Origin of the sequence: Brevibacterium sp. VCM10, assembly GCF_000583215.1 — a bacterium.
Taxonomy (GTDB): Bacteria; Actinomycetota; Actinomycetes; order Actinomycetales; family Brevibacteriaceae; genus Brevibacterium; species Brevibacterium linens.
Genome location: NZ_JAJB01000055.1, coordinates 14,328 through 37,097, shown reverse-complemented (window position 1 = coordinate 37,097; position 22,770 = coordinate 14,328). Strand labels below are relative to the sequence as shown.

At 66.3% G+C, this 22,770-nt stretch carries 19 protein-coding genes, 1 tRNA gene and 1 pseudogene; 11 read left to right on the top strand and 10 right to left on the bottom strand.

The features are described 5' to 3' along the window. Positions 1-182: 182 nt before the first annotated feature. A complete protein-coding gene (locus AD89_RS0115445; protein ID WP_025780370.1) occupies positions 183-1,568 on the top strand; it encodes an SLC13 family permease in 1,386 nt (461 codons plus the stop codon). 93 nt (positions 1,569-1,661) lie between these two features. Here the strand turns inward: AD89_RS0115445 and AD89_RS0115440 are convergent, their stop codons facing one another. Continuing rightward, positions 1,662-2,249 (bottom strand): GNAT family N-acetyltransferase, encoded by a 588-nt coding sequence (locus AD89_RS0115440; RefSeq protein ID WP_025780369.1) that lies wholly within the window; start codon positions 2,247-2,249, stop codon positions 1,662-1,664. Positions 2,250-2,446: 197 nt separating this feature from the next. Here AD89_RS0115440 and AD89_RS0115435 point away from each other — a divergent pair, with 197 nt between their 5' ends. From AD89_RS0115435 to AD89_RS0115425, 3 genes are all read left to right on the top strand, one after another. Next, a complete protein-coding gene (locus AD89_RS0115435) occupies positions 2,447-2,773 on the top strand; it encodes a GNAT family N-acetyltransferase (RefSeq protein ID WP_025780368.1) in 327 nt (108 codons plus the stop codon). A 201-nt stretch (positions 2,774-2,974) separates the two neighbouring features. Next, a complete protein-coding gene (locus AD89_RS0115430) occupies positions 2,975-3,247 on the top strand; it encodes a hypothetical protein (protein ID WP_025780367.1) in 273 nt (90 codons plus the stop codon). A gap of 173 nt (positions 3,248-3,420) precedes the next feature. Further along, the gene (locus AD89_RS0115425) at positions 3,421-4,878 is read left to right on the top strand and encodes an NAD-dependent succinate-semialdehyde dehydrogenase (RefSeq protein ID WP_025780365.1); all 1,458 of its coding nucleotides are present in this window, start codon (positions 3,421-3,423) and stop codon (positions 4,876-4,878) included. A 71-nt stretch (positions 4,879-4,949) separates the two neighbouring features. On the opposite strand, the gene AD89_RS0115420 is transcribed toward AD89_RS0115425, so the two are convergent. Together AD89_RS0115420 and shiA are read right to left on the bottom strand one after the other, a co-directional pair. Then, positions 4,950-5,894, bottom strand: a complete 945-nt coding sequence (locus AD89_RS0115420) for a zinc-dependent alcohol dehydrogenase (RefSeq protein WP_269320693.1) — start codon at positions 5,892-5,894, stop codon at positions 4,950-4,952. 122 nt (positions 5,895-6,016) lie between these two features. Beyond that, positions 6,017-7,381, bottom strand: a complete 1,365-nt coding sequence (gene shiA / locus AD89_RS0115415) for a shikimate transporter (protein ID WP_051505282.1) — start codon at positions 7,379-7,381, stop codon at positions 6,017-6,019. 156 nt (positions 7,382-7,537) lie between these two features. On the opposite strand from shiA, the gene AD89_RS0115410 reads away from it, so the two are divergent. Together AD89_RS0115410 and AD89_RS0115405 are read left to right on the top strand one after the other, a co-directional pair. Next, positions 7,538-8,335 carry an IclR family transcriptional regulator domain-containing protein gene (locus tag AD89_RS0115410; RefSeq protein ID WP_025780360.1) on the top strand — a complete coding sequence of 266 codons (798 nt, stop codon included), beginning with the start codon at positions 7,538-7,540 and terminating at the stop codon, positions 8,333-8,335. 43 nt (positions 8,336-8,378) lie between these two features. Next, positions 8,379-8,888, top strand: coding sequence for a putative immunity protein (locus AD89_RS0115405; RefSeq protein ID WP_025780359.1), 510 nt, complete (start codon positions 8,379-8,381; stop codon positions 8,886-8,888). A gap of 189 nt (positions 8,889-9,077) precedes the next feature. Here AD89_RS0115405 and AD89_RS0115400 read toward each other — a convergent pair whose 3' ends face one another. The 3 genes from AD89_RS0115400 to galU form a co-directional block, all read right to left on the bottom strand. Continuing rightward, complete coding sequence (locus AD89_RS0115400; protein WP_025780358.1) at positions 9,078-11,261, bottom strand: hypothetical protein; 2,184 nt, start codon at positions 11,259-11,261, stop codon at positions 9,078-9,080. A gap of 118 nt (positions 11,262-11,379) precedes the next feature. After that, complete coding sequence (locus AD89_RS0115395; RefSeq protein ID WP_025780357.1) at positions 11,380-11,976, bottom strand: GNAT family N-acetyltransferase; 597 nt, start codon at positions 11,974-11,976, stop codon at positions 11,380-11,382. A gap of 137 nt (positions 11,977-12,113) precedes the next feature. Then, a complete protein-coding gene (gene galU / locus AD89_RS0115390) occupies positions 12,114-13,016 on the bottom strand; it encodes a UTP--glucose-1-phosphate uridylyltransferase GalU (RefSeq protein ID WP_025780355.1) in 903 nt (300 codons plus the stop codon). Positions 13,017-13,061: 45 nt separating this feature from the next. Here galU and AD89_RS0115385 point away from each other — a divergent pair, with 45 nt between their 5' ends. Together AD89_RS0115385 and AD89_RS20585 are read left to right on the top strand one after the other, a co-directional pair. After that, positions 13,062-13,826, top strand: coding sequence for a 5-formyltetrahydrofolate cyclo-ligase (locus AD89_RS0115385; protein ID WP_025780354.1), 765 nt, complete (start codon positions 13,062-13,064; stop codon positions 13,824-13,826). Positions 13,827-13,947: 121 nt separating this feature from the next. Continuing rightward, positions 13,948-14,040 (top strand): annotated as a pseudogene (locus tag AD89_RS20585) (FmdB family zinc ribbon protein); the annotation flags it as partial. 62 nt (positions 14,041-14,102) lie between these two features. On the opposite strand, the gene AD89_RS20580 reads toward AD89_RS20585, so the two are convergent. Further along, on the bottom strand, positions 14,103-14,345 hold the full coding sequence (locus AD89_RS20580) for a hypothetical protein (RefSeq protein WP_331279731.1): 243 nt from the start codon (positions 14,343-14,345) through the stop codon (positions 14,103-14,105). Between the two features lie 109 nt (positions 14,346-14,454). On the opposite strand from AD89_RS20580, the gene AD89_RS0115375 reads away from it, so the two are divergent. Both AD89_RS0115375 and mscL read left to right on the top strand, forming a co-directional pair. Next, positions 14,455-15,084 carry an SAF domain-containing protein gene (locus AD89_RS0115375; protein ID WP_025780351.1) on the top strand — a complete coding sequence of 210 codons (630 nt, stop codon included), beginning with the start codon at positions 14,455-14,457 and terminating at the stop codon, positions 15,082-15,084. Between the two features lie 239 nt (positions 15,085-15,323). Continuing rightward, a complete protein-coding gene (gene mscL, locus AD89_RS0115370; RefSeq protein WP_025780349.1) occupies positions 15,324-15,785 on the top strand; it encodes a large conductance mechanosensitive channel protein MscL in 462 nt (153 codons plus the stop codon). Between the two features lie 135 nt (positions 15,786-15,920). On the opposite strand, the gene AD89_RS0115365 is transcribed toward mscL, so the two are convergent. Continuing rightward, positions 15,921-16,199, bottom strand: a complete 279-nt coding sequence (locus AD89_RS0115365; protein WP_025780348.1) for a hypothetical protein — start codon at positions 16,197-16,199, stop codon at positions 15,921-15,923. Then, positions 16,192-21,258, bottom strand: coding sequence for a DUF4011 domain-containing protein (locus AD89_RS0115360; protein WP_025780347.1), 5,067 nt, complete (start codon positions 21,256-21,258; stop codon positions 16,192-16,194). Before AD89_RS0115360 ends, AD89_RS0115365 begins: the two co-directional genes overlap by 8 nt. 107 nt (positions 21,259-21,365) lie before the next feature. Here AD89_RS0115360 and AD89_RS0115355 point away from each other — a divergent pair. Beyond that, a tRNA-Arg gene (locus AD89_RS0115355) sits at positions 21,366-21,441 on the top strand. A gap of 173 nt (positions 21,442-21,614) precedes the next feature. Here AD89_RS0115355 and AD89_RS0115350 read toward each other — a convergent pair. Then, on the bottom strand, positions 21,615-22,679 hold the full coding sequence (locus tag AD89_RS0115350; RefSeq protein ID WP_025780346.1) for a universal stress protein: 1,065 nt from the start codon (positions 22,677-22,679) through the stop codon (positions 21,615-21,617). Positions 22,680-22,770 lie beyond the last annotated feature (91 nt).

The following is a 22,770-nucleotide window of genomic DNA, read 5'->3' as shown; positions in this document are numbered from 1 at the left end:
GCCGTCAGGTAGTTCTGAGACGATCCCCCTGCCCACGGGCCGCCTCGGCGAGGATTTTCCGTCTATCGGGACTTTCCGACAGGTCGGACACGCCTCAGCACTACCCGCCGGTAACACTGGTAGTGTCTCTCAGCGGATCAGCCAGCGATACTCAGTGTCGTTTCAGCCTTCGCAAGGACATCATGCTCACTCAGATCATTGCTCTGCTCATCTTCATCGCTCTCTTCGCCATCGGCGCGGTCCGCGGGGTGCAGATCGGCGTGCTCATGCTCGTCGGCGCAGCCGGAACCGGGCTCCTCCTCACGGATATGGCGGTTGACGACATCGTCGCAGAATTCCCCTTGAGCATCATGATCCTGCTGGCGGGCGTGACCTACTTCTTCGCAATCGCGCAGGAGAACGGAACGGTCGACAAGATCATCGACTGGGCGCTCGAACGCGTCGGATCCTCGGCGGCGCTGCTGCCCGCGGTGTTCTTCGTCATCACAGGCTGCATTGCGGCCATGGGCGCTCCGCTGGCGGGCCTGGTGATGATGCCGGTGGGCATGCAGGTCGCCCGCAAGTACGGGGTCGACTATGCGCTCATGGGCCTGGCGATCTGCTTCGCCATCGGCGCCGGCGGCTTCGCCCCGACCAGCCTCTACGGAATCGTCACGTACTCGACCGCGCACGATGCCGGAATCGACCTCTCCCCGTTCCTGCTCTTCGGCATCGCCGTGTCCGTCTACCTCGTCATGCTCACCGTCGCATACTTCATGTACGGACGGTCGCTGTTCTCGAAGACCACGGTCGCAGCCTCTGCGCATGCTTCGGGCGGGGCGCACGCCGGAAGCGCGCAGTCGACGATTTCCCGCGGTTCCGCCTCGGCGTCGAGTGTGGCCTTCGGTGAGGATGACGAGGACGAAGCGCTCTTCGACTCCTCCACCACCGACGAGGCGGGCGAATCCTCTCCGTTCACCTTCGTTCAGATCCTCACCGTGATCTTCATGGTCGGCCTCATCGGCTCCGTGGTGGTGCTCGCGGCACTCGGCCAGGAACCGGACATCGGCCTGCTGTGCTTCATGTTCGGCGCGATCCTCTCGCTCGTCGACCCGAAGACGGGCAAGGCCGCGATCCCGAAGATCGACTGGCCGACCGTGCTGCTCGTCGGCGGCATCATCACCTTCGTCGGCGTGCTGCAGAACATGGGCGCTGTGGACCTGCTCGGTGAGGGCGCCGAGGCGATCGGTTCGCCGCTCATCGCGGCCTTCGTCCTCTGCGTCGTCGGGGGCCTGGTCTCGGCGTTCGCCTCGACGACGGGCATCCTGGCGGCTCTCGTGCCGCTGGCTCTGCCGCTCATCGCGGCCGGTGGGGTGCCCGGCTGGGCGCTCATCGCGGCATTGGGCGTGTGTTCGGCCGTCGTCGACGTCTCACCGTTCTCGACGCTGGGTGCCACGGTCGTGGCGACCGCCCCGGTCGAGGACAAGCCGCGACTGACGCGCATCCTCGTGAAGTTCGGCATGTCGATGGTCGTCATCGGGCCGATCGCCCTCGTCGGCGGCCTCGTCGTTCCCGCCATGATGTTCTGAGGCTGAGTTCATCGAGAAACGGGTTGAGCGTCGAGAAACGGATGTGCACATGCGTTTCTCGACGCTCAGCCCGTTTCTCGGCGAAGCCGCCCCTCACCCCAGGGGCTTGGACAGCAGCACGAATTCGAGGTCGTCGACCTTCGGCAGTCCGAAGCGTTCGTCGCCGTAAGGGAAGGGTTCGACTTCTCCGGTGCGCGAGTAGCCGCGACGTTCGTAGTAGGCGATGAGTTCCTCGCGTTTGCTGATCACGCTCATCCGCATCGATGTCGCGCCCCAGTGCTCGGCCACCCATGCCTCGGCGAGGCCGATGAGCGCTGACCCCACGCCTTTGCCCTGCCCCAGCGGAGAGACGGCGAGCACGCCGAGGTAGGCGGCTCCGTCGTCGGGCTCGCGCACGTAGACGCTGGCGACGGCGCGGCCCTGCTCATCGCGGGCGAGCAGGATCTGGGAGTCCGCCTCGGCGAGCATGTCCTCGGCCATCGGGCCGTCGAGTCGCTGTCCGCCCAGCAGGTCCGCCTCGGTCGTCCACCCTTGCTTCGACCCCTCGCCGCGGTAGGCCGAGGACACGAGCTCGACATAGTCGGCGATGTCGGCAGACGTCAGTTCGGCGATCTCGACGCCGACTGCGCGCAGCTTCTGGCGGTGCGCGTCGACCGGGGAGGCCGAAGGCTGTGCGGTCATGGGTGGGGCTCCTTCACAATCGTCCGTGCAGCTGCGACTGACCAGGCTAGTCATCCGATCAGGCTAGTCGCGTCCTCAGAAACAGAACTATAGTGTCAACTGTCAGGACGGCGACGAGCGTCAGCCGATCGACGACGACCATCGCGCAGTGCCGCCGACACGGACATTCGGGGCACCGACATTCGGGAGGAACGATCATGGACATCGACATCTCGGGAGAGACCTTCACCATCGCCGAGGATGCCGCAGCCAAACGCTTCACCGTCTCCCACGCGGGCAAGGTCATCGGTGTCGCCGATTACGTCGACCGTGAGGCGAGTGCCGATGACACCGCCGACGGTCCGGTGCGCATCTTCACCCACACCGAGGTCTCGCCCGAGTGGGGCGGTCGCGGCCTGGCGGCCAAGCTGGTCCGCTATGCCCTCGAGACCAGCGCCGAGGCGGGGTTGAAGTTCCGTACCACGTGCTCTTATGTGCAGAATTTCCTGGCCAAGAACGACGAGTTCGACAAATTCGTCGCCTGAGGACCCGGTTCCGTCTCGTCAGTTCCCTGCCCGGTCTCGTCACGGCGCAGTGACCGGGCCGGCGTCGCTCAGTGTCGGGGGCGTCAGCGGTTCGCTGCCGGCGCCCTCGTCCGCGGTGCGCATACTGCTCGCGCCCTCCCCCATCGTCTGCGGCCGGCTGAAGAGTCCGCCGCTCGGACAGCCGTAGCTCGAACCCTCGAGATGGTCGATGCCGCCAGCTACTCCGTCAGCGCCGATTCGGTCGTCGATCAGTGCCGAGCCATCGCCGCAACGGCCCGCGACAACATCCGACCGATCGGCACTGAGCTCAGTCGCGATGAAGTCTGCCTCCGAGTGATCCGCGGCATCACGATGCACAACCGCCAGCTCATCGCCATCAGTGCACTCGCCCACGCTTCACTGTCGATAATCGCCCGCGCTTCGGCGGTCGACGGCGGCTCAGCAGCCGGTGGGCCCGACGAGTCCCCCGCCTGAGGAGTCCCCCACCTGACGAGTCCCCCACGGGACGGGCGTCGGCGGCGAATTCCCCACGACGCTTCGGGCCGAAGAGCACTAGACTGGAAGCGGCCGCGCTCCGGTACTGCGGCGGGGACGTTCTCACGCCGACCACGCGGTTCTGCACCGACGACACTCAAGGAGGACGCGTCGTGGACATCACCCCGATCATCGACAAACTTGGCACCGGCCTGTTCATCAACGGCCGGTGGCGCGCGGCCGAGGGCGGCAAGACCATCAACGTCCGCAATCCCGCAACCGGCGAGATCATCACCACCGTGGCCGACGGCTCCGCCGCCGATGCCGAAGAGGCCATCGCGGTCGCCGGTGACACACAGGCAGAGTGGGCAGCCACCTCGCCGCGCGAACGCTCCGAGATCCTGCGCCGGACTTTCGAACTGCTGCACGACCGCGCCGACGACATCGCCGCGGTCATGACCGCCGAGATGGGCAAGCCGTTCGCCGAGTCCAAGGGCGAGGTCACCTACGGCGCCGAATTCTTCCGCTGGTTCTCCGAAGAGGCTGTGCGCATCGAGGGCGACTACTCGCAGTCACCGGACGGCAAGAACCGCATGCTCATCTCGCGCGAGCCCGTCGGACCCTGCATTCTCATCACCCCGTGGAACTTCCCGCTGGCCATGGGCGCCCGCAAGATCGGACCCGCCGTCGCCGCCGGCTGCACGATGGTGTTCAAGCCCGCGAAGCTGACTCCGCTGACCTCGCTCATGCTCGTCGACGTCCTCGTCGAGGCCGGCCTGCCTGCCGGCGTGCTCAACCTCGTCACCTCCGACTCCGCGCGCCGCGTCGTCACTGCCTGGATGGAGTCCGGCATCGCCCGCAAGGTCACATTCACCGGGTCCACCGAGGTGGGGGTGGGCCTGCTCAAGCAGGCCGCCGACAGCGTCATGAAGACATCGATGGAGCTCGGCGGCAACGCGCCGTTCGTCGTCTTCGCCGACGCCGACATCGACAAGGCCGTCGAAGGCGCGGTGGTCGCGAAGATGCGCAACGGCGGTGAGGCCTGCACCGCGGCGAACCGCATGTTCGTCCATTCCTCTCTCGCCGAGGAGTTCTCCTCGAGACTGGCCGAACGCATCGGCGCGATGAAGGTGGGCAACGGCCTCGACGAAGGAACCGAGATGGGCCCGCTCGTCGACCAGGACACCCGCGACAAGGTCGCCGGCCTCGTCGATGAGGCAGTAGCCAAGGGAGCGAAGGTCCTCACCGGAGGAACCAGGATCGACGGCGACGGTTTCTTCTACACCCCGACAGTGTTGACCGACATTCCCGATGACGCCGAGATCCGGACGACGGAGATCTTCGGCCCCGTGGCCCCCATCGTCACCTTCGACACGGACGAACAAGGCATCGCCTTGGCCAATGAGACCGAGTTCGGCCTCGTCGGCTACCTGTTCAGCGAGAACGTCGAACGCGCCCTCGGACTCGCCGACAAGTTGGAGGTCGGCATGGTCGGGCTCAACACCGGCCTGGTCTCGAACCCGGCGGCGCCGTTCGGCGGAGTGAAGATGTCCGGCCTCGGCCGCGAGGGCGGACGCGTCGGCATCGACGAGTTCCTCGAGGTCAAGTACGTGGCCCTGCCCCGCAGCTGACACGAGACCGGAGTCCGCTGCTGCGCGCGATCTTCGGCTGCGGCTGACTCCCTCGACGCTCCCCGCGACAGTCAGTCGCGCAGGTCCACCCACTGCTTGACCCCGGGCCGACGGCAGACATTGGCACCGAGCAGATGGGGTGCATCGTCGAGCGAGAGTCCAGTCCCGACGATCGCCTCGGTCGGCAGCGTCTCGAGCATGGCGACCGCGGTCGCCATGTCCTGCGGGTGTTCGTAGATGAAAGAGCCTCGAATGCTCAGCTGCCGCTGGACGATGTCGAACGTCGACGCGCCGAGGCGGTCCTGATCCTCTCCGACGACCGTGACCTTTGCGAATGGAGACAGTTGGTCGACAACGGCGGCGAGCCCATCTGGTACTCCGGCCGCATCGATGACGGTCTGAGGTGCTGGGCCGGCGCCGGGGACGAAGGCCCGGGCCCCGAGTTCGACCGCCAGCTGCAGACGAGTCTCGTCCGGTTCGCTCACCAGTGGACGATAGCCGCGGTCGACGAGAATGAGCGTGGCCAAAAGGCCCTGGGCTCCGGCACCGATGACGAGGACGTCTTCCCCTCCTTGCAGTTCGGTGCGGCGGATCGCCGATGCCGCTACCGTCAGCGGTTCGGCGCACACGGCTCGCTCCACAGGTATCCCAGCCGGCACGCGGTGGCAGAATCCGCTGGGATGGTCGAGCACCTCGGCGAGGAATCCCGGCTGTGTGAGCACGCCGGCGCTCAGCCGGGAGGCACATGCTGAGGTCATGCCGCGGAGGCAGTACTCGCACCGACCACAGGTGATGTTGGGTTCAAGCGCGACTTTGTCGCCGATCGCCCACTCTTCGACCCCGCGCCCCACCTCGATGATCTCTCCGACGCCTTCGTGGCCGAGCCGCCACGGCAGCTCGGGAGGCGTCCGCGAACCGGAGGCCAGGCTGAGGTCGGTGCCGCAGATCCCCACTGCGAGCATTCGCACCCTCACATGCCCTTCCGCGGGGCAACCGTGCGGACCCGTACGGGTCATGACTTCGACGCGACCAGGTGCGGTGATCTCGACTGACCGGATCGATCCGCTCGAGGCAGACTCCGATCCGGCTCGCTGCTCAGCGGTCGGCATGGCGGCGGCGAAAGAGGGGTGGCGAGCCATCAAGCCGACACGACCTGAGTGGACTCAACAGTCGAGCGTTCGGAGCGGCGGCCGATCTGCCATTTGCGCACGAGGTGCATGGCGATCGAGATCGAGATGAGGCAGCCGCCGCCGAGGTAGGCCGCCACGAGGTACCAGGTCCCATTGCCGAGTCCGACGAGGAACGTCGCGATGAACGGGGTGAAGCCGCCGGCGATCGCGCTGGCGAGTTGGTATCCGACTCCCGCTCCGCTGTAGCGGAATTCGGGACTGAACATCTCGGCGAACAGCGGTTGCTGGACGCTGACGACGGCATCGTGAGCGATGTTGATGAGCAGCACTGCGAAGATGACGATGCCGACGATGTTCCCGGCCTCGAGGAAGAGGAAGAACGGGACGGCGCTGACGAGGCCGATAACCCCTCCGGTGAGGTAGACCCGCAGGCGTCCGTAGCGGTCGGAGAGGTAGGCGAAGGCGGGGATCGTGACGATGCCGAGACCGCCGACGAGGAGGGTGATGTTGAGCATGACCTGCCGATCGAGGCCGAGCTGCTCTGTCGAATAGGACAGTGCGAAGGTCGTGACGATGTACATGGTCAGCAGTTCGATGAACCGCAGGCCGACGATCTGGAAGATCTGTGCGGGATAGCGTTTGAAGGCTTCGAGGATCGGCAGCTTCGCGGTTTTGTCGGTCTTCGCATTCTTCACGCGTTCGACATACTCCTCGGACTCCTCGACACCGGCACGGATCCACAGCCCGACGATGACGAGGACGGCACTGAAGAAGAACGGAATGCGCCATCCCCAAGCGAGGAAGGCCTCGGCGGAGAAATTGCTGCTGAGCAGGGCTACAAGCCCGGTGGCCAGCAGCAGTCCGAACGAATAGCCGATCTGGACTCCACTGGAGAAGAAGGCCCGCAGCTTCGACGGTGCGCTTTCGACGGCCATGAGCGCGGCACCGCCCCATTCCCCGCCGACGGCGATGCCCTGGATGCAACGCAGCAGCACCAGCAAGGCAGGAGCGAGCCAGCCGACGGACTGGTAGGTCGGCAAGAATCCGATGAGAGCGGTAGCCACACCCATGATCGTCATCGTCCACACGAGCATGGACTTGCGACCGAGGCGGTCGCCGAAGTGGCCGAAGATGATGCCGCCGAGCGGGCGGAAGATGAAACCGACGCCGAAGGTAGCGAATGCGGCGAGCGTTCCGGCGTGGGAACTGTAGTCGGGGAAGAAGAGCTCCCCGAAGACCAGCGCGGCGACGATTCCGTAGAGCAGGAAGTCGTACCATTCGACGACGGCGCCGATGAACGAACCGGCAGCGGCTCGCCTGGCCCGCTTGAGCTCCGCGGAAGCTCCCGCCTGTGTGTTGTCCGGTGCTGACATGACATTCCCCTTCGAATGATGGCCTCGCGGTTCCTCCGCGATGAGGGCGTGCTCGTGCTTGTCGCAGATCACAATATCACAATGTGCGATTACCGTACATATGTGCGCTTAGCGCACAATGCAATATGGATCGGACCTTGCCGATACCCTGGGACGGTGAAGTCAGAGAAGAATTCAGAAGCAGAAGCGTCGACCGGCGACCATTACGTGAAGTCTGCCGAAAAGACGCTGTCGGTGCTGTTGGCGTTCACTTCTGACGATCCGCGTCTGACGGTCACTCAGGTTGCCGAAGCGACGAGTCTGACTCGGGCCGCGGCCCGCCGGTTCCTTCTCACGCTCGTCGATCTCGGGTATCTCATTAGTGACGGCACCCAGTTCTCGCTCACCCCGCGCGTGCTCGACATCGGTGCAGGCTTTCTCGCCGGGCTCGACCTTCCGAAGATCGCTCAGCCCCATCTCAACCGGCTCGCGAACGACTTCGACGAATCCGCGACGCTGAGCATCCTCGATGAGGACGATATCGTCTACATCGCCCGCGCCACGGCCCCGCGGCTCCACACCGTCACCGTCAATCTCGGCAATCGACTGCCCGCCTGGGCGACGTCGATGGGCCGGATCCTCGTCTCCGAGCTGCCGTCGACGGATCGGAAGGCTTTCCTCGACCGCACCGAGATCTCCACTTTCACTGACAGGACAGTGTCTTCCAGGGAGGAGCTCGGCAAGGAGCTCGAGCGCATCCGCGAACAGGGATGGTGTCTCGTATCTCAGGAGCTCGACGAGGGGCTGCGAGGATTGGCCGTGCCCGTCCGCCGCGGCGATACCACCCTGGCCGCACTCAATGTCTCATTGCACACGTCCCATCTGCGTGGACTCTCGATCGAGGACGACGTCGTCCCACGCCTGCAGGCCGTCGCAGCGTCGATCGCTGAGGACTTCGGCGGGCGCTCCCAATGACGAAAAGCTGCCCCACCGCAAGGTTGATTGTCCGGTTCCGCCCATGATCCTGCCGGAGGTCCGCGATCCGCGGATGATCACGATTCGCCGAGGCGGCTCGCTGACCGATGCCGACCACCGGCTTCTCGCGTTGTGGGCCGCCGACTGTGCGGAACACGTCCTGCCGTACTTCGAATCCGCCTGCCCCGAGGATGAGCGACCACGCAGCGCCATTGCCGCCGCACGGGCGTGGGCAGCCGGTGAGATGCCGATGATGGAGGCTCGTGCCCTCGGCGGTCATGCCATGGGTGCCGCTCGATCCCTGCGTGGGCTCGCCCGGTTCGCAGCCTATGCGGCGGGACAGGCGGCCTGCGTCGGACACGTCGCCGAGCACGACCTCGGGGCGGCGGCCTACGCGATCAAAGCGGCCCGCGGACGGTCGGGCAACGACCTCGCGGCCGGTCGTGCCGAACGCGACTGGCAGCGCGAGCAGCTGCCGACCGATGTCCGCGAACTCGTACTGGACGATCAGGCACGGCGCGACGCGATCTGCTGGTTCGTCTTCAGCGCCTGATCGCCGGCAGCACCATCGACGACAGATAGCACGCTTTCAAACGGATGCTATCTGTCGTGAACTGTGCTGGCCGCGACATACCCTGGACACCATCACCCCTGACGTGAAGAAGCCCCGCACGGATTGTGCGGGGCTTCTGCGTCTGCATCGCGAATTCTGTGCCGCCCGAAACTCAGCCGCCTCGGGGGATCAGGCGCGACGACGAGCGAGGACGTCGTTGACGGCGCCGAGGTCGGCGGCCTTCGTCGTGCGAATCGCCTTGCGTCCGTGGCCGAGCGGACCGTCCTCGCGGGCGGAGTCGCTGAGCTCCGGCCGGTAGCCGAGCTCTTCGGCGAACTCAGCGGCGATGTCCTCACGACTGCGAGCCTCGGTCTCGTACGAGCTGGCATCAGCCGCCGACGCCGAAGGCACCGGATGCTCGGCTTCGGGGGCGTCGACGTAGCTGGGAACGGGCAGCGGGGTCGGCGACCATCCGTCACGCGACTTCAGGCGCTGCATGAACGGGTCATCGACCGTGCGAGTCGCCGCGTTCAGCGCAGCGTGCACATCCGCATCGGCGTCCTCCCGGTCGGCTGTGTCGGCGTCGGACTCAGCGACGAGGTCGGCACCGAGCGAGACCGTACCCCCGGTCGTTTCGGCCCGGGCCTTCTCCGCGGACGTCGCCGAGGTGGCCCAGGCATCGTTCTCGCCAGCGGTCGTGGTGTCCGTCGGCTCAGGTTTGGTCTCAGCCGTCTGGGTCGAAGCTGCCGTGACAGCGGAATGCGAAGTCGACGCGGTCTCGGAGTCAGCGGTCGCCTCGGCGGAGGTGGAGTCACTGTCCCCGGTGGCGTTCTCCTTCACGACCGGGATCGGTCCGGTGAGGAGGACCTGGCGTGTGGTGTGGCCTTCGCCGGCTTCCTTGCGGATGCGCACAAGTGGGATCTCGCCGGTGTCGGCCTCTTCGCGGGACTTCTTCGCCTCGGCGGAGCGGTTCATCGCAGCGCGTGCCTGCGCGGCCTTCGCCGCCGCGCCCGTTCCCTGCGCCGCTGCGGCGATCCGGGCAGCGGTGCCGCTCGAGGTCGGTGCGGGTGCCGTGCGAGGCTGCCGCTTGACGGCAACGGTCTGCGCATTCGCACCCGTGCGGGCCGGTATCTGCGTCTCTGCTGCAGGCGCACCACTCGACTTCGATCGTGCCGTGGCAGTCGCTCGTGCCGTGTCAGTCGGCTGCCCGGCCGGCTCAGGCTTGGTGACACGCTCCGGCTTGCTGGTGCCGTCCTGGTGACTGGTGCGTGCCGGCGCGGAGGACCGCTCCGACTGGGTGGCGCGGACCGGCTTGGCCGTCCGTGACCAGGCTGCCTCCTGCAGGCGTCGCAGCTTCTTCTTCGTGTCCCGCTTCCGCAGGTTGAGCGTGCGCACGAGGAACAGAGTGACGACCGCGAGTCCGAAGAAGACCCCGGCCAAGGCGATGTGAACGACCGAGAAGGCCGCGAGCACACTCGACACAAGAATGCCGAGGACCGAGGCGAGGAAGACCAGGGAGAAGCCCCTGACCATGGTGTTCAGCGACTTCAGTGACTCCCGCAGGGTCGTGGCTTGGTCAGTCATCGCATGTTCCTCGTCGGTTCCGATGGTCGGATTGGAAATCTGTCGGTCGTGTCCGTGGGTGCTGGCCGTCCCCTCGCCGAGGTGGCCGCCGCGTCCCGTCCGGGACCGGTCCTCGCGTGGTCCGCCTCCATATGGGGCCGGACCGGCGCTGATCGACCGTGTCCGGTTCGCCGACGCGTCGCGGCCGGCGTCTGTCGCGTGCGGCGGATGTGCCTGAAGTGGACGACTCTGTCGGTCCGACTGCCCGGCGGAGCGCCCGCTGTCGTCGAAGACTGCGTGGACGGCGGGGTGGAGCAGTCGAACGTTGTCGGCGGCAGCTCCTGCACCAGATCCTGTGTCAGTGCCGACGCCTACGCTGGACATTCCGACAATGCGACCGCCGACACCGTGGTCGCTCGACAGGGAGGAGGTTTCACCGACTGCAACGGGAAGGACATCGAGCTGGGTGTGCTCGGCAGTCTCGGGGCTGGTGTGCGCATCGGCGTGACCGTCGATGACGGCGAACTCGGGGCCGGAGGCCGACAGACTCAGCTTCGGGGCTTCGGCTTCTTCCGAGATGTCCGGGGTCGGAACCGACGGCACCTTCCGGGGCTTGTCGTGGAAGACCTGGATGCGCTCCGAATGGTCGTGTCCGGGGACGGCTGTCTCGGCGGAGACGACAGCGGCGTTGTCAGGGACCGTATCGATTTCGACGCGCGAGAGATCCGTCGCGGACTTCCGAATCATTGCGGGCACAGCAACGGCGAAGACCACGACGATTGCGATGACGACGATGATGCTGGTGTCCACAATGCCACCCTAAATTGCAGGCATCGGGGAAGTCGTGAAGGCGCGAGGTGTGTCGGTCAAACTAGAGTGAAGTTCACCGAATTCCCAGGTGGTGGTTGAACCCGCCGGACCGGCGCGCCTACCACCCGCCGGTGCCGTGCCGGTACGCAGCGAGCAGCCCCTGCGGGACCTCCTCGGCGAGGAGGGCGAACGTGCGGTGGTCGCACCACTGTCCGTCGATGTGCATGTACTTCTCGCGCAGCCCCTCGTCGCGCAGGCCCAGCTTCTCGACCACACGCAGGCTCGCTGTGTTCTCCGGGCGGATGTTGATCTCTATCCGGTGGAGTCCGAGGGCGAAGAAGCAGTGATCGGCGGCCATGGCCACAGCGACCGGGGTGATTCCGCGTCCTGCCACCCGCGAGTCGATCCAGTACCCGATCTGCCCGGACAGGATCGAGCCCCAACTCAGTCCCGACACGGTGATCTGGCCGCGGAAGCTCCCGTCGACCTCGATGGCGAACGGCACCGTCTGTCCGCGCTTGGCCTGTTTGTCCTGCATCCGCACCATCGTGCGGAACCCCGGCAGTTCCTGGCCCGGCGCGGGCAGGGTCGCGTCCCATGAGCGCAGCCAGTCGCGGTTGAATCGGCGAACCTCTCGCCACGCCTCCTCGTCACGGCGGCGCAGCGGTCGCAGCACGATATCGGACTGTCGATCAGTCAGGATGACAGGCCACACGCGGCTGCCCTCGCTCTCGGGTTCAAAGTCGGTCGGCCCTGAAAGGCCGAACCAGGACGGTCGGCTCGGACAAGCCGCACCACGTCGGTCGGCCCGGACGGGCTACCAGGTCGGTCGGCCCACTCCTGTGTCGGCACTCAGTCCAGCGTCGGCACGAAGTCGCGCAGCCACGCCTTGAGGTCGTCGCCGAGGTCCTCGCGGTCGCAGGCGATCTGCACAACCGCTTTGAGGTAATCGAGCTTGTCGCCGGTGTCGTAGCGAGCGCCTTTGAACACGACTCCGTAGACGCCGTGGCCCTCGTCGTCTCCGGCGAGTTCCTGCAGGGCGTCGGTGAGCTGGATTTCGTTGCCGCGTCCCGGCTTCGTGGTCTCGAGGACGTCGAAGATCTCCGGAGCCAGCACATAGCGGCCGATGACGGCGAAGTTCGAGGGAGCATCCTCGGTGGCGGGCTTCTCGACGAGGCCGGTGACCTTGACGACCTCGTCATCTTCTGTCGTCTCGACGGCCGCGCAGCCGTAGAGGTGGATCGCTTCGGGCGGGACCTCCATGAGCGCGACGACGCTGCCGCCGGTCTTCTCCGCGACCTCGATCATCTTCGGCAGGATCGGGCTGCGCTCGTCGATCAGGTCATCACCGAGCAGGACCGCGAACGGTTCGGTGCCGACATGCTGGCGTCCCTTGAGAACGGCGTGCCCGAGTCCCTTGGGATCGCCCTGGCGCACATAGTGGATATCGGCGAGTTCAGAAGGATGGCGCACGGCGGCGAGCTTCTTGTCATCGCCCTTCTGAGCGAGTGCCGCCTCAAGCCCGTCGACCCGGTCGAAATGATCCTCCAGCGGACGCTTGTTCCGGCCGGTGATCATGAGGACGTCCTGCAGACCGGCATCGACGGCTTCCTCGATGACGTACTGGATCGCCGGCTTGTCGACGACGGGGAGCATCTCCTTGGGGGTGGCCTTCGTCGCGGGGAGGAACCGAGTTCCGAGACCGGCGACGGGGATCACGGCCTTGCGAACGGTGCGCTGCGCTTCATCACTCATGAAGTCATCTTAACGAATCCGCCCACCCCGGTTAGTCTGAAATGCGTGGACCCAGAAACTTCGAAGGCGCAGCTGCGGTCCCGCATCCGCGCCGCTCGCGCCAGACGACCCGTCGCCGAGGCGACTCCCGCCGCATCGTCGTCAACGACGATGGCGTCGCCGCAGGTCACTCCCCCCGAGGCGGCCCAGGACTCGACCCCGCACCCGGCCTCCGCCGCGGCCCCGGACACCGTGGCACCTGCATGCTCCGTGGCCGACGCCGCGTGGACGCTCATTCGGAACGCACCGGTTCGCTCGCTCCTTGCCTATGCGGCACTGCCCGGAGAGCCGGACCTCGACCCGGCGCTCGATCGGTTCCTCGCCGCAGGCGGCACCGCCTACCTGCCGGTCGTCACGACAGTGGGCGAGCCGTTGATGTTCGGCCGGGTCACTGGATCGATGACCAGTCTGAGACCGCAGGGCAGATGGGGAATCCGCGAACCGGCCCAGGACGGCACGCTGCTGACCGCCGCCCAGTTGCTCTCCCCTGCCGTGGGCCTCGACCTCATCTTCGTCCCCGCCCTGGGCTTCGGCGCCGACGGCGCCCGCCTGGGCAATGGGGGCGGCTTCTACGACAGGACCTTCGGCCCACACGGGGCGGAACCCCTCGGTTCAGGACCCGACGGTTCGGGAGCTGCCGATTCGGAGCCCCGCATCGTCGGGGTGTGCTTCGCCGAGGAGCTCGATCTGCCGGGCCTCGTCGCCGAGGACTGGGACCTGCGCATCCCTGCGGCCGTCACCGAGGAGGGAACACACATCTTCGCGGCCTGATCGTCGGGAATCAGCGCCCACTCGCGCGTGTTGATATGTGGATAATCTTGTGCATATCGCGGACCGGTGCTCCGAGGAGGTTCCTGTGCACTATAATCTTGTCGTCGAAGAAAGGTCTCGAATGCCCGTCTACTCCTACGCCTGCAAGAGCTGTGGTCACGCCTTTGATATTCATCAGGACTTCAGCGATGACTCGCTCACCGTCTGCCCGGAATGCCAGGGCCGCCTGAAGAAGGTCTTCGGCGCTGTGGGCATCAGCTTCAAGGGATCCGGCTTCTACGCCACCGACTCCCGTTCGAGCAAGTCGAGCACCGTCAGCTCCTCGAGTTCCGACTCCTCCTCGAAGGAGTCCTCGAGCTCGTCGGCGAAGGAAACCTCGACCTCCTCGACGTCGAATTCGTCGTCGAGCTCCTCTACGGCGGCGAGCACTCCAGCCGCGAGCTGACCGCTCCGGCTCTCGGCATTCCGGCCCCGGTCGCCGGCGCTCCGGCAGGGCCGCCAGTCGACTGGCTGTTCCACCGGGTCGGCTCCCTTCACTCAGACACCGATCGCCTGTGGACGGCACGAACTGTCCACAGGCGAGTTCTCCACCCTTGCCGTCGCCCGCACGGCGCCGCAGGCTCGGTGCATGGGCTTCTTCCACCGCATCCGAACCTCGTCTCCCAGCCGGACACGATCGTCGCGCATTCGGCCCCAGCGCGTTCTCGCCGCCATCTGCCTGGCCTTTGCCTGCGCTCTGACCGTGTGGACACTCACGCCGAACAACGGGGGAACAGCGATCGTCGTCGCGAAGTCGGATCTGGCACCGGGCACCGAACTCAAGGCTGACGACCTCACACTCACTCAGTTCCCGTCCGACGTGGTCCCCGACAAGGCATTCAGGTCTGTTGACGAGGTGAAAGGGCGTGCCACCTCGGCGGGCCTGTCGAAGGGGTCACCGCTGACCTCGTCGACCGTGCTCGATCAGCAGGCGCTGCCGAAGGGCAGCCGTGACCTTCTCATGCCGATTCGGTTGGCCGATGACGCCTCGGCCGCGCTGCTCCAACCCGGGCAGAAGATCCGCCTCTTCTCGTCCCTTCCCGACGGCGGATCGGAAATCGTCGTCGAAGAGGTGACGATCGCCCGCCTCGTCGACAAACCCGAAGGAATCACCTCAGAGTCAGGCCAACTTGTTTCCGTCATCCTCTCCGCAGAGGATGCCAGACGTGTCGCCGAGTTCGCCGGACTCCCGATCAGCTTTGCTATCCTTCCCCGCTGATCCCCGCCACCGGCCTGCCAGCTGAGGGTCATCGATCCTGTTGAACCGCGGCGGCCGGCGACTGCTGAACATGCCGAGCCTGCTTTCGTCTGTCATTCCGATTCCCTGATGCGCCGATACGATGATCAGACTCGCAGAATATTTCTGCTGACAATGTGTTACCCGTGTGTACTATTAGAACATAATTGAGCTATTCATCAGCAGAATTTCAGTGATCACACACCGAAAGGGTTTCTCTAATGCTTAAGGGATTCCGGGACTTCATTCTTCAGGGGAATGTCGTCGAACTCGCAACCGCGGTCATCATCGGCGGCGCATTCACCGCCATCGTCACCGCCTTCTCTGACAAGATCATCAACCCGCTCATCGCCGCCGTCGGTGGCGCCGAGGGTCCGGCTCTGGCGTTCCGGATCAAGGAGAACGTCCCCGAGACCACCATCGATCTCGGTGCGGTCATCACTGCGGCCATCAACTTCCTCATCGTTGCCGCCATCGTCTACTTCATCATCATCGTGCCGATGAACAAGCTCAACGAGCTGCGCAAGCGCGGAGCTCCAGAGGAAGAAGTTCCTCCGACCACCGAGGATCTGCTCGGCGACATCCGCGAGATCCTGCGCAACCAGACCGCTTCCGTCACCGGCCCCGCCGAGGGTCCTGCGACCGACGGCCCGGTCGATCCGAACCAGCCTCCGCGGCACTGATCACCAGCCGATCACGCAGAAGGCCCGCTCTCGCTTGAGAGCGGGCCTTCTGCGCACCTGAACCCTGTCGAGGGCTGTGGCCGGAGAAATCAGTGGTGCGTTCAGACAGGGCCGCAGCAATCGCCGGAGAGAAGGCTACGACCAGTGCGGGGGCTTCTGCGAACGGTAGTAGTCCTCGCTGAAGCCGCCACCACCGGTATCGGCTTCGTTGCGCAGAGTCGCTCGGTATCGCCGCTTCGCCGCTGCGATCCGGGCCTTCCGAGACCCGTCGGCCTCGGCATCGTCAGAACCTGACGATGTGCTGTCGGAATCAGTGGAGGCCCCGTCGTCACTGGGACCAGTCGGTCCGCGGTCGCTGTCGACCGGTTCTCGGTCGCGATCAGCATCCTCGGCGCCGGAGGGCCGGTCAGGCATCGTCGTTCTTCGACCCCGACTTCGCCGAGGCGGTCCCGCCGCGCTCGTCCTCAGCCGAATCCGCGCCGTTGTCATCGGTGCCGTCGGGCCCCGCACCGAGAGTTTCGGTGCCGGCAGATCCATCGGCCGCCTCGGGGACCTGGTCGTTGCTTGCGGTCTGGACGAGACCGGCCGACCGGAGCTCATCGGCACGGATCTTGCCGGTGTCGAAGGTCGGCAGGATGTCGTCTTCGACGGGCCCGTCAGAGTTCGACCGCGGGATGAACACCTCAGCGCCCGTGACCTTCTTCGCCTGAGCATGGCGTTCGCGGTACCGATCCACGGCGGCCTGCAGCTGGGAGTCGCCTCGGCTGGTATTGCCCTTCTGCGCCAGAGCGGTGCGCAGCAGATCCTTGATCTCGCCGTCGCCGCGGACCACCGCATCCGACTGAATCCAGTCGATCATCTGGTCGAGGCCCTCGGCGGAGTACTTGTGCATCGGCAGACCGGGCACGAGCTTCGGGCGGCTGCCGGTGCGGCCGACGACCACCGAGGCGGCGCGTGCCGCATTGAGCACGGCCTGCGGGCTCATCGTCTCCACGGTCGCTCGCCACGCCGCGAAGATCTTCTCGGTCTCGGTCTGCGGGTCGACGAACGCATCGGTGGACCATACGCGCATGAACTTCCAGCCGCGGCGGCTCAGCTGTTCGGGCAGCACCCGGTCGCGTTGACGCAGGCTGCGCATCGAGGCGTACTCGGGTCCGTCGCCGGCGACGGCGATGATCATTCCGTGCTCATCCTCGGTCGAGTTCGCCACGGCCAGATCGATGCCGTTGTAATGCTCGTGCGCGACGACGCCGAGCTGCAGCAGCCGATCGGCGATGTCACCCATCAGCGGATCGTAGATCTCGCCGTGCGGTCCGGGCTGGTGGACGCCGCCGGTCGCGATCTCCTCGAGCAGGCGCGGCAGCATGACCGCTCCCCCGTTGAGTTTGCTGCGGTCGAAGTCGTCGGCCTCGATGCTCGAGACGAGAGTCAGCCGCTTCCGGGCCCGCGTCATCGTGGCCGCGAGGATGCGTCGCCCGTCCGGCCCGGACAGCGGTCCGAAGTCGTGGATGACCCGTCCGTGGACGGTGCGGCCGAAGCCGAGGGTGAAGATCACGGCATCGCGCGACATGCCCTGAACGCGCTCGGCGTCGGTGACGACGAACGGCTCCTTCGTCGAGTCGTTGAAGAACGCCGCCACATACGGCAGATCTTTCATCGCCCGTGAGATCGCCGTGGCCACCCTCTGAGCGTGATGCGGGGTGAGCGCGACGACGGCCAGTGACTCCCGCGACCGGTTCCGCGCGTGTTTGAGCACCAGGTCGACGACCCGTTTGACCTCGGCGTCGGGGCTCTCGACCCGACCGGTGCCGATGTCCGTGGGACCTCGGCCGTCGGCGACATAGGAGAATTCGAGGCCGCTGCCCTCACCGGTGTGCGCGGTCGGCAGCGTCGAAATCGTCGAATCGTAGAAATGCCGGTTGGCCAGGTCGATGAGTCCGACCGGGGACAGTCGATAGGAATTCGACAGCCGCATCCGCGGCAGGAACTCGCCGAGGCGGTCCTGCACCGATCGCGGATGTTTCCCATCGTCCATGCCGAACCGATCGACGGCGACCGAGAACGGGCGCGGTCCGAGCAGCCGGGAGTCGCCGAGCGAGATGACCTGGCGGGCGCGGGTGATTCCGGGAACGACATCGGCGACCGACAGTCGTCCGGCGTCGGCGATGACGACCGCGTCGAAGAGCGGCAGGGCGGAGAAGAGTTCGGGCACCGTGTACGGGCTGCCCATCCACACCGGTGCCAGAGTCGTCAGCAGTTCGGGTGCCTGAGTGGAGATCCGGTTGACCGAGGTGTGCTTCGACAGAAGCTCCTGTTTGATGACTCCGGCGGCGATGGGGTCGGAGTCGATTCCGCGTTTCCATGCCTGTGCATGGTTATAGCGCAGGCGGGAGGCGCCGGCGGCGACGAAGGCGCGGTCGTTCTCGCGGAAGCCTTCGGCCACCTGGTGGAGAGCGTCACCGTCGTGGCGGCCGATCGCGGGATCTTCGCCGGCCATGGTCTGCAGCACCGAGGCCCAATAGGCGAGGTCGAATTCGGGACCGACGAGTGACTCGTCGACCTTGCGCCGGCGCAGATCGGCCATGAGGTCGCCGAGGCCCTCACCGTCGAGCTCACGCTGCAGGCGGGAACGTTCGGGCAGTTCCGCGAGGTTCTCCGAGTCGCTGCCCATCGCTTCGGCACGTGCCTGAAGCTCCTCGATGAGCATCGAGCCGAGGTCGCCGCCGTCCGGGGTGGTCTCGAGGATCGGAGCGAGCTTGGCCATATCGGCTTCGACGCTCTGGAGGATCTCGTCGGCTTCGAGGACGCCGCGCGGGATCTGCGGGCGGCCGTCGTGTCCGGCGAGATCGGAGAGGATGACTCGCTGGGCGCGGACGTCGATGAGGGCCGCGTGGAGGTCAGTCACCTCGGCGCCAGGGCGGAGGAACTCCGCGGCCGACTTCTTCAGTCGACGACGTTGCATCATTCCCATCTCGACGCCGACTTCGACCCGATATTCGGGTGTGCCGGTGGCGGCGATGAGGTCGTCGAGGCGGTGGTCGTAGATATCGGGGGCGAAGTTGTCGAGCGTCTTGCGCACGCGCAGGAGCACGCGGATGGCGCGGGACCAGTCGTCGATGTTGCGGCGCGGGTTGAGCTTCGCCTTCTGCAGCACCGGTTCGGTCGCCGCGACGAGGTCGGGGATCATCCGGCCGATGCGTTCGGCCACCGTGCGTGCGGCTTCGGCCTCCTCGACGGATTTGAGGTCGGCGCCGAACCACACGGTGTCTTCGACGTCGAGGGTGAATGCGCCGAGTCGAGCGAGTTCGCCGAGCTTGCCCCGCAGAATGTTCCGGCGGTCATCGCTGGCGCCGAGGATGTCGTCGTCGAAGCGCACCGGCGTCTGCGGGGAGTTGTCGCCGGAGGTCAGTTCGGCGAGGTGCTGCATGGTCTCGTAGACGGAGACGTCCCACGGCTCGCGCCTGCGGTGCAGGGAGGAGACGTGGTCGGCCAGGGTCGCGCGCTGTTCGTTGAGTTCGGTCAGCAGACGGGAGAGGTCCGGGCGTTCGGACTTCTCGGCCGAGCCGATGAGACCGATGAGCTGCTTGCGGATGTCTTCCGTGCCGGCACGGGTGTCGACGGCGAAGTCGGAGAGTCCGACCTCGCCGAGGCGGGCGGAGAAATCGTCGAGCGCATCGGAGGTCTGAGCGAGGAAGAGCACGCTCTTGCCGGTGTGCGCCAGAGTGGTGGCCACGGCGACGGCGACCTGGGTGGCGCCGGTTCCGGGTGGGGTGTCGACGACGACGGAGTGACCGGACACGGCGGCGTCGACGACAGCCTGCTGGTCTCCGTCGACGTCGATGACGAGGAACTCCTCCTGCGGCTTCCGGTCGGGAAGCGGAGTGATCGGCTCCTGGAGTGCGGCGGGAACGACGTCCTCGCCGTCGCCGCCGGTCGCGGATGCTGGTGGCGCTTCGCCGTCTGCAGTTGAGTCGGACTCGGCCCTATCGGAGCCGGGATCGGCCTTGGCCGCGGCATCGGGCGTTGAGGCTGCGGCATCGGGCGTTGTGGCTGCGGCAGCATCGATCGCCGGCGCACTCTTCTCGGACTCGACGGCCGAATCGGCCTCGGCGTCAGTCGACGACGTTTCCTCGGCGTCAGTCGTCGACGGCTCCTCGCCGTCGGCCGACGTGTCACCGGCAGTCTTGCCACCGGCAGCCTTGTCACCGGCGGCTTCGGCACTAGCTGGTTCGGCACTGGCGGCTTCGGTGCCGGTTCTCGGCTTTGCCACATCGAGCGGTTCGTCGGTGATGGGCACGGTCGGCTGACCGTAGTCCTCGTCATCATCGTTGCCGCCAGCGGGAACGGTGCCGGCAGCGGCAGCGGCACCGGCGTCCGCATCGGCCGACGTCTTCTCGCACGCCTTCTCGTCGTCGGCGCCCGCCTTCTCGTCGTCGGCGCCCGCCTTCTCGTCGCCGGCCGCTGATTCGCCACCGGTCGCCGACTCGCCAGCGGACATTCCAGCAGTATCGGAAGACGCCTCGGCGATGCTGTCGTCTGCCTCGGCCTTTGCAGTGTCCGTGCTCTTCGCCTCAGGCGCTGATTTCGTCTGACTCTCGGCCGCATCGGATGCACCATCGGCTTCCGTCTCGTCGACGGCGTCGGCGGCTCTCTTCGCTTCGGATCGCTTCTTCTCGGCTTCCTCTGCTGCGGCGATCTTCTCGTCGGGGAGGACTCCCGGCTGCGGCACGTAGGAGGGGCCCCCGAGGGAGGCGCGCACGTCTTCGTCGCCGGCCAGCGCCCGCAGCACGGGGTGCTGGGTGGGCAGGTAGTCGGTGGAGAACGGACTCGCGATGTTCGCGAACGTCGAGATGATCAGGCGGTGGTTGATCCGCAGACCGGGCACGCTCTGCCCCAGATCGCGCAGGCGGTCGAGGGCCGGTCCCGGGTCGAAGCCGTGCGGGCCACCGGTCGCGTCGACCCAGTCGTCGACGGGCACCTCGAGGTCGTATTCCGCGTGCAGGTGCTGAACGAGCGCCGGGTTGATCGTGATCTCGTTGTCGAGCACGATCTCGTAGTCTTCGACGCGGGATCCGCGAGGCACCAGCGTGATGTGGCGCATGACGACCGGCGCGTTGAACTTGTACTTCGCGTCCTTCTCCGTCCACGAGGCGAATCCGATCGCCAGGTGTGCGGTGCGGATGCCGCGTTCGTTGTCGAGCTGCTCCGCCTTCGAGCGGATGGACTTCGCGCGACGGCGCGCATCGGTGAGGATGTCGTGGTCGCGGATGAGGCTGGAGAGCCGGGTGGCGCGTCCGGCCAGCAGCTGCGCCAGGCCGGAGGGGTGGGCGCCGGAGAGGTCGATGCTGCCGTCACGGGAGTCCCGGAAATGAAGCATGGTGTCGCGACCGCCCAGATGGGCAGCCTGCTTCTTCCACTCGGCGAAGACATCTCCGAGCTCTGGGAACTGTTCGTCTCTAACGGAATCCGACACAATTCGACCCTAACGAGAAACTGTCCCCAATAGGTGCTGGCACACCGTGGAACAGTGAGGTTTCTTCTACGCTACACTGGGTGATCGTGGTTGAGGACGACCACCTGGCCCCCGTAGCTCAGGGGATAGAGCACCGCTCTCCTAAAGCGGGTGTCGGCAGTTCGAATCTGCCCGGGGGCGCCAGACTCACTTGACGGAGCCGAAAACGGTTTCCGGCATCGCCCTGACCGACGATCACCGAGGATCCACCATCGCCGAGGCGGCCGATCGATCCGATCGGCCGCCTCGGCGCTTTCTGTCCGCTCCGGCAGCCAGATCCGGCTCGCGGACTCGGACCTCCCCGGTCAGGATGAGATCTAGAGCCCCGGCTCCGGCGGGTCCTCGTTGTGCTTGCGGCGACCGTGGTCGCGAGCGACGCGCACGACCATCGTCGGGCATTGCGAGTACGGCAGCACCGACTGCGAGGTGGAACCGAGCAGGAGACCGGCGAATCCGCCGCGACCGCGCGACCCGATGACGAGCACCTCGGCTGTGTCGGAGGCCCGGACGAGTACCTCGGCCGGTTGGCCGTCGAAGAGCGTCCAGGTGACGTCGAGATCCGGGAATTCCTCGGCCAGACGCTGTTTGGCGACGACGAGCTTGTCCGCCCCCTCGTTGACGAGGCGTTCGAGATCGGCGGTGCTCGGCAGCCATTCGGGGCCGATGACCGTCGTGGTGATCACGGCGACGATGTGCAGCGGCGAACCGCGGCGCACGGCCAGTCGCGCAGCCTTCCACAGCGCCGGGGACTCGGCGCCGAGGGAGTCGACACCGACGACGACCTTGCCGTCGAAGCGCAGGCCTTCGATCGACTCGGCATCGGGATCATGGGTTTCGACCTCGATGCCGTCCTGCCGGATCGGCCGTGACGAGGTCGGATGCGCGGGACGCTCGGCCTGGTTGTCCCAGCATGCGGGGACGACGACCGTCGGACATGCCGAGTGCGCAGGCAGTGCGCTCGAGACGGTCCCGAGGAGACGACCGGCGAAACCGCCGCGACCGCGGGATCCGACGACGGTGAGGCAGCCGGTCTTCGATTCGTCGATGAGCACGCCGGCGGCATCGCCGATCTCGATGACGGCCTCGACGGGAACTCCTGCTGCCTTGACCTCGGCAGCCGCCTCCTTGAGGGTGTTCGTCACGGCCGCACGGATCGAACTGTCATCGATGGGCACATAGGACACGTCGATGGCGGCAGCCGCCACGCTCGGAATCGTGTAGGCACCGACAAGGCGGATCGGACGCCCCAGGGAGCGTGCTTCTTGGATCGCCCACGCCAGGGCGTTGCGACTCGGCGGAGAGCCGTCGATTCCGACGATGACCGCTTCGGTCTCGCCGACCGGGGCCGGGTCGGAATTCTGGGGGCGATCCTGCTCACTCATCGCAAGCTCCTTGGGTCGACGCGAACTTCTGTTTCGTCCACCCTAGAACACATTGACTGTGAGAACTTCGCCTATGTCACATCGTTATCCG

Coding starts and splice junctions, on each gene's coding strand:
- mscL (WP_025780349.1), top strand. CDS start 15,324: ATGCTTAAGGGATTCCGGGACTTCATTCTTCAGGGGAATGTCGTCGAA.
- AD89_RS0115420 (WP_269320693.1), bottom strand. CDS start 5,894: ATGACCCGTACGGGTCCGCACGGTTGCCCCGCGGAAGGGCATGTGAGG.
- AD89_RS0115430 (WP_025780367.1), top strand. CDS start 2,975: ATGGTCGATGCCGCCAGCTACTCCGTCAGCGCCGATTCGGTCGTCGAT.
- shiA (WP_051505282.1), bottom strand. CDS start 7,381: ATGTCAGCACCGGACAACACACAGGCGGGAGCTTCCGCGGAGCTCAAG.
- AD89_RS0115350 (WP_025780346.1), bottom strand. CDS start 22,679: ATGAGTGAGCAGGATCGCCCCCAGAATTCCGACCCGGCCCCGGTCGGC.
- AD89_RS0115365 (WP_025780348.1), bottom strand. CDS start 16,199: ATGCCTGACCGGCCCTCCGGCGCCGAGGATGCTGATCGCGACCGAGAA.
- AD89_RS0115445 (WP_025780370.1), top strand. CDS start 183: ATGCTCACTCAGATCATTGCTCTGCTCATCTTCATCGCTCTCTTCGCC.
- galU (WP_025780355.1), bottom strand. CDS start 13,016: ATGAGTGATGAAGCGCAGCGCACCGTTCGCAAGGCCGTGATCCCCGTC.
- AD89_RS0115405 (WP_025780359.1), top strand. CDS start 8,379: ATGATCCTGCCGGAGGTCCGCGATCCGCGGATGATCACGATTCGCCGA.
- AD89_RS0115375 (WP_025780351.1), top strand. CDS start 14,455: ATGGGCTTCTTCCACCGCATCCGAACCTCGTCTCCCAGCCGGACACGA.
- AD89_RS0115435 (WP_025780368.1), top strand. CDS start 2,447: ATGGACATCGACATCTCGGGAGAGACCTTCACCATCGCCGAGGATGCC.
- AD89_RS0115440 (WP_025780369.1), bottom strand. CDS start 2,249: ATGACCGCACAGCCTTCGGCCTCCCCGGTCGACGCGCACCGCCAGAAG.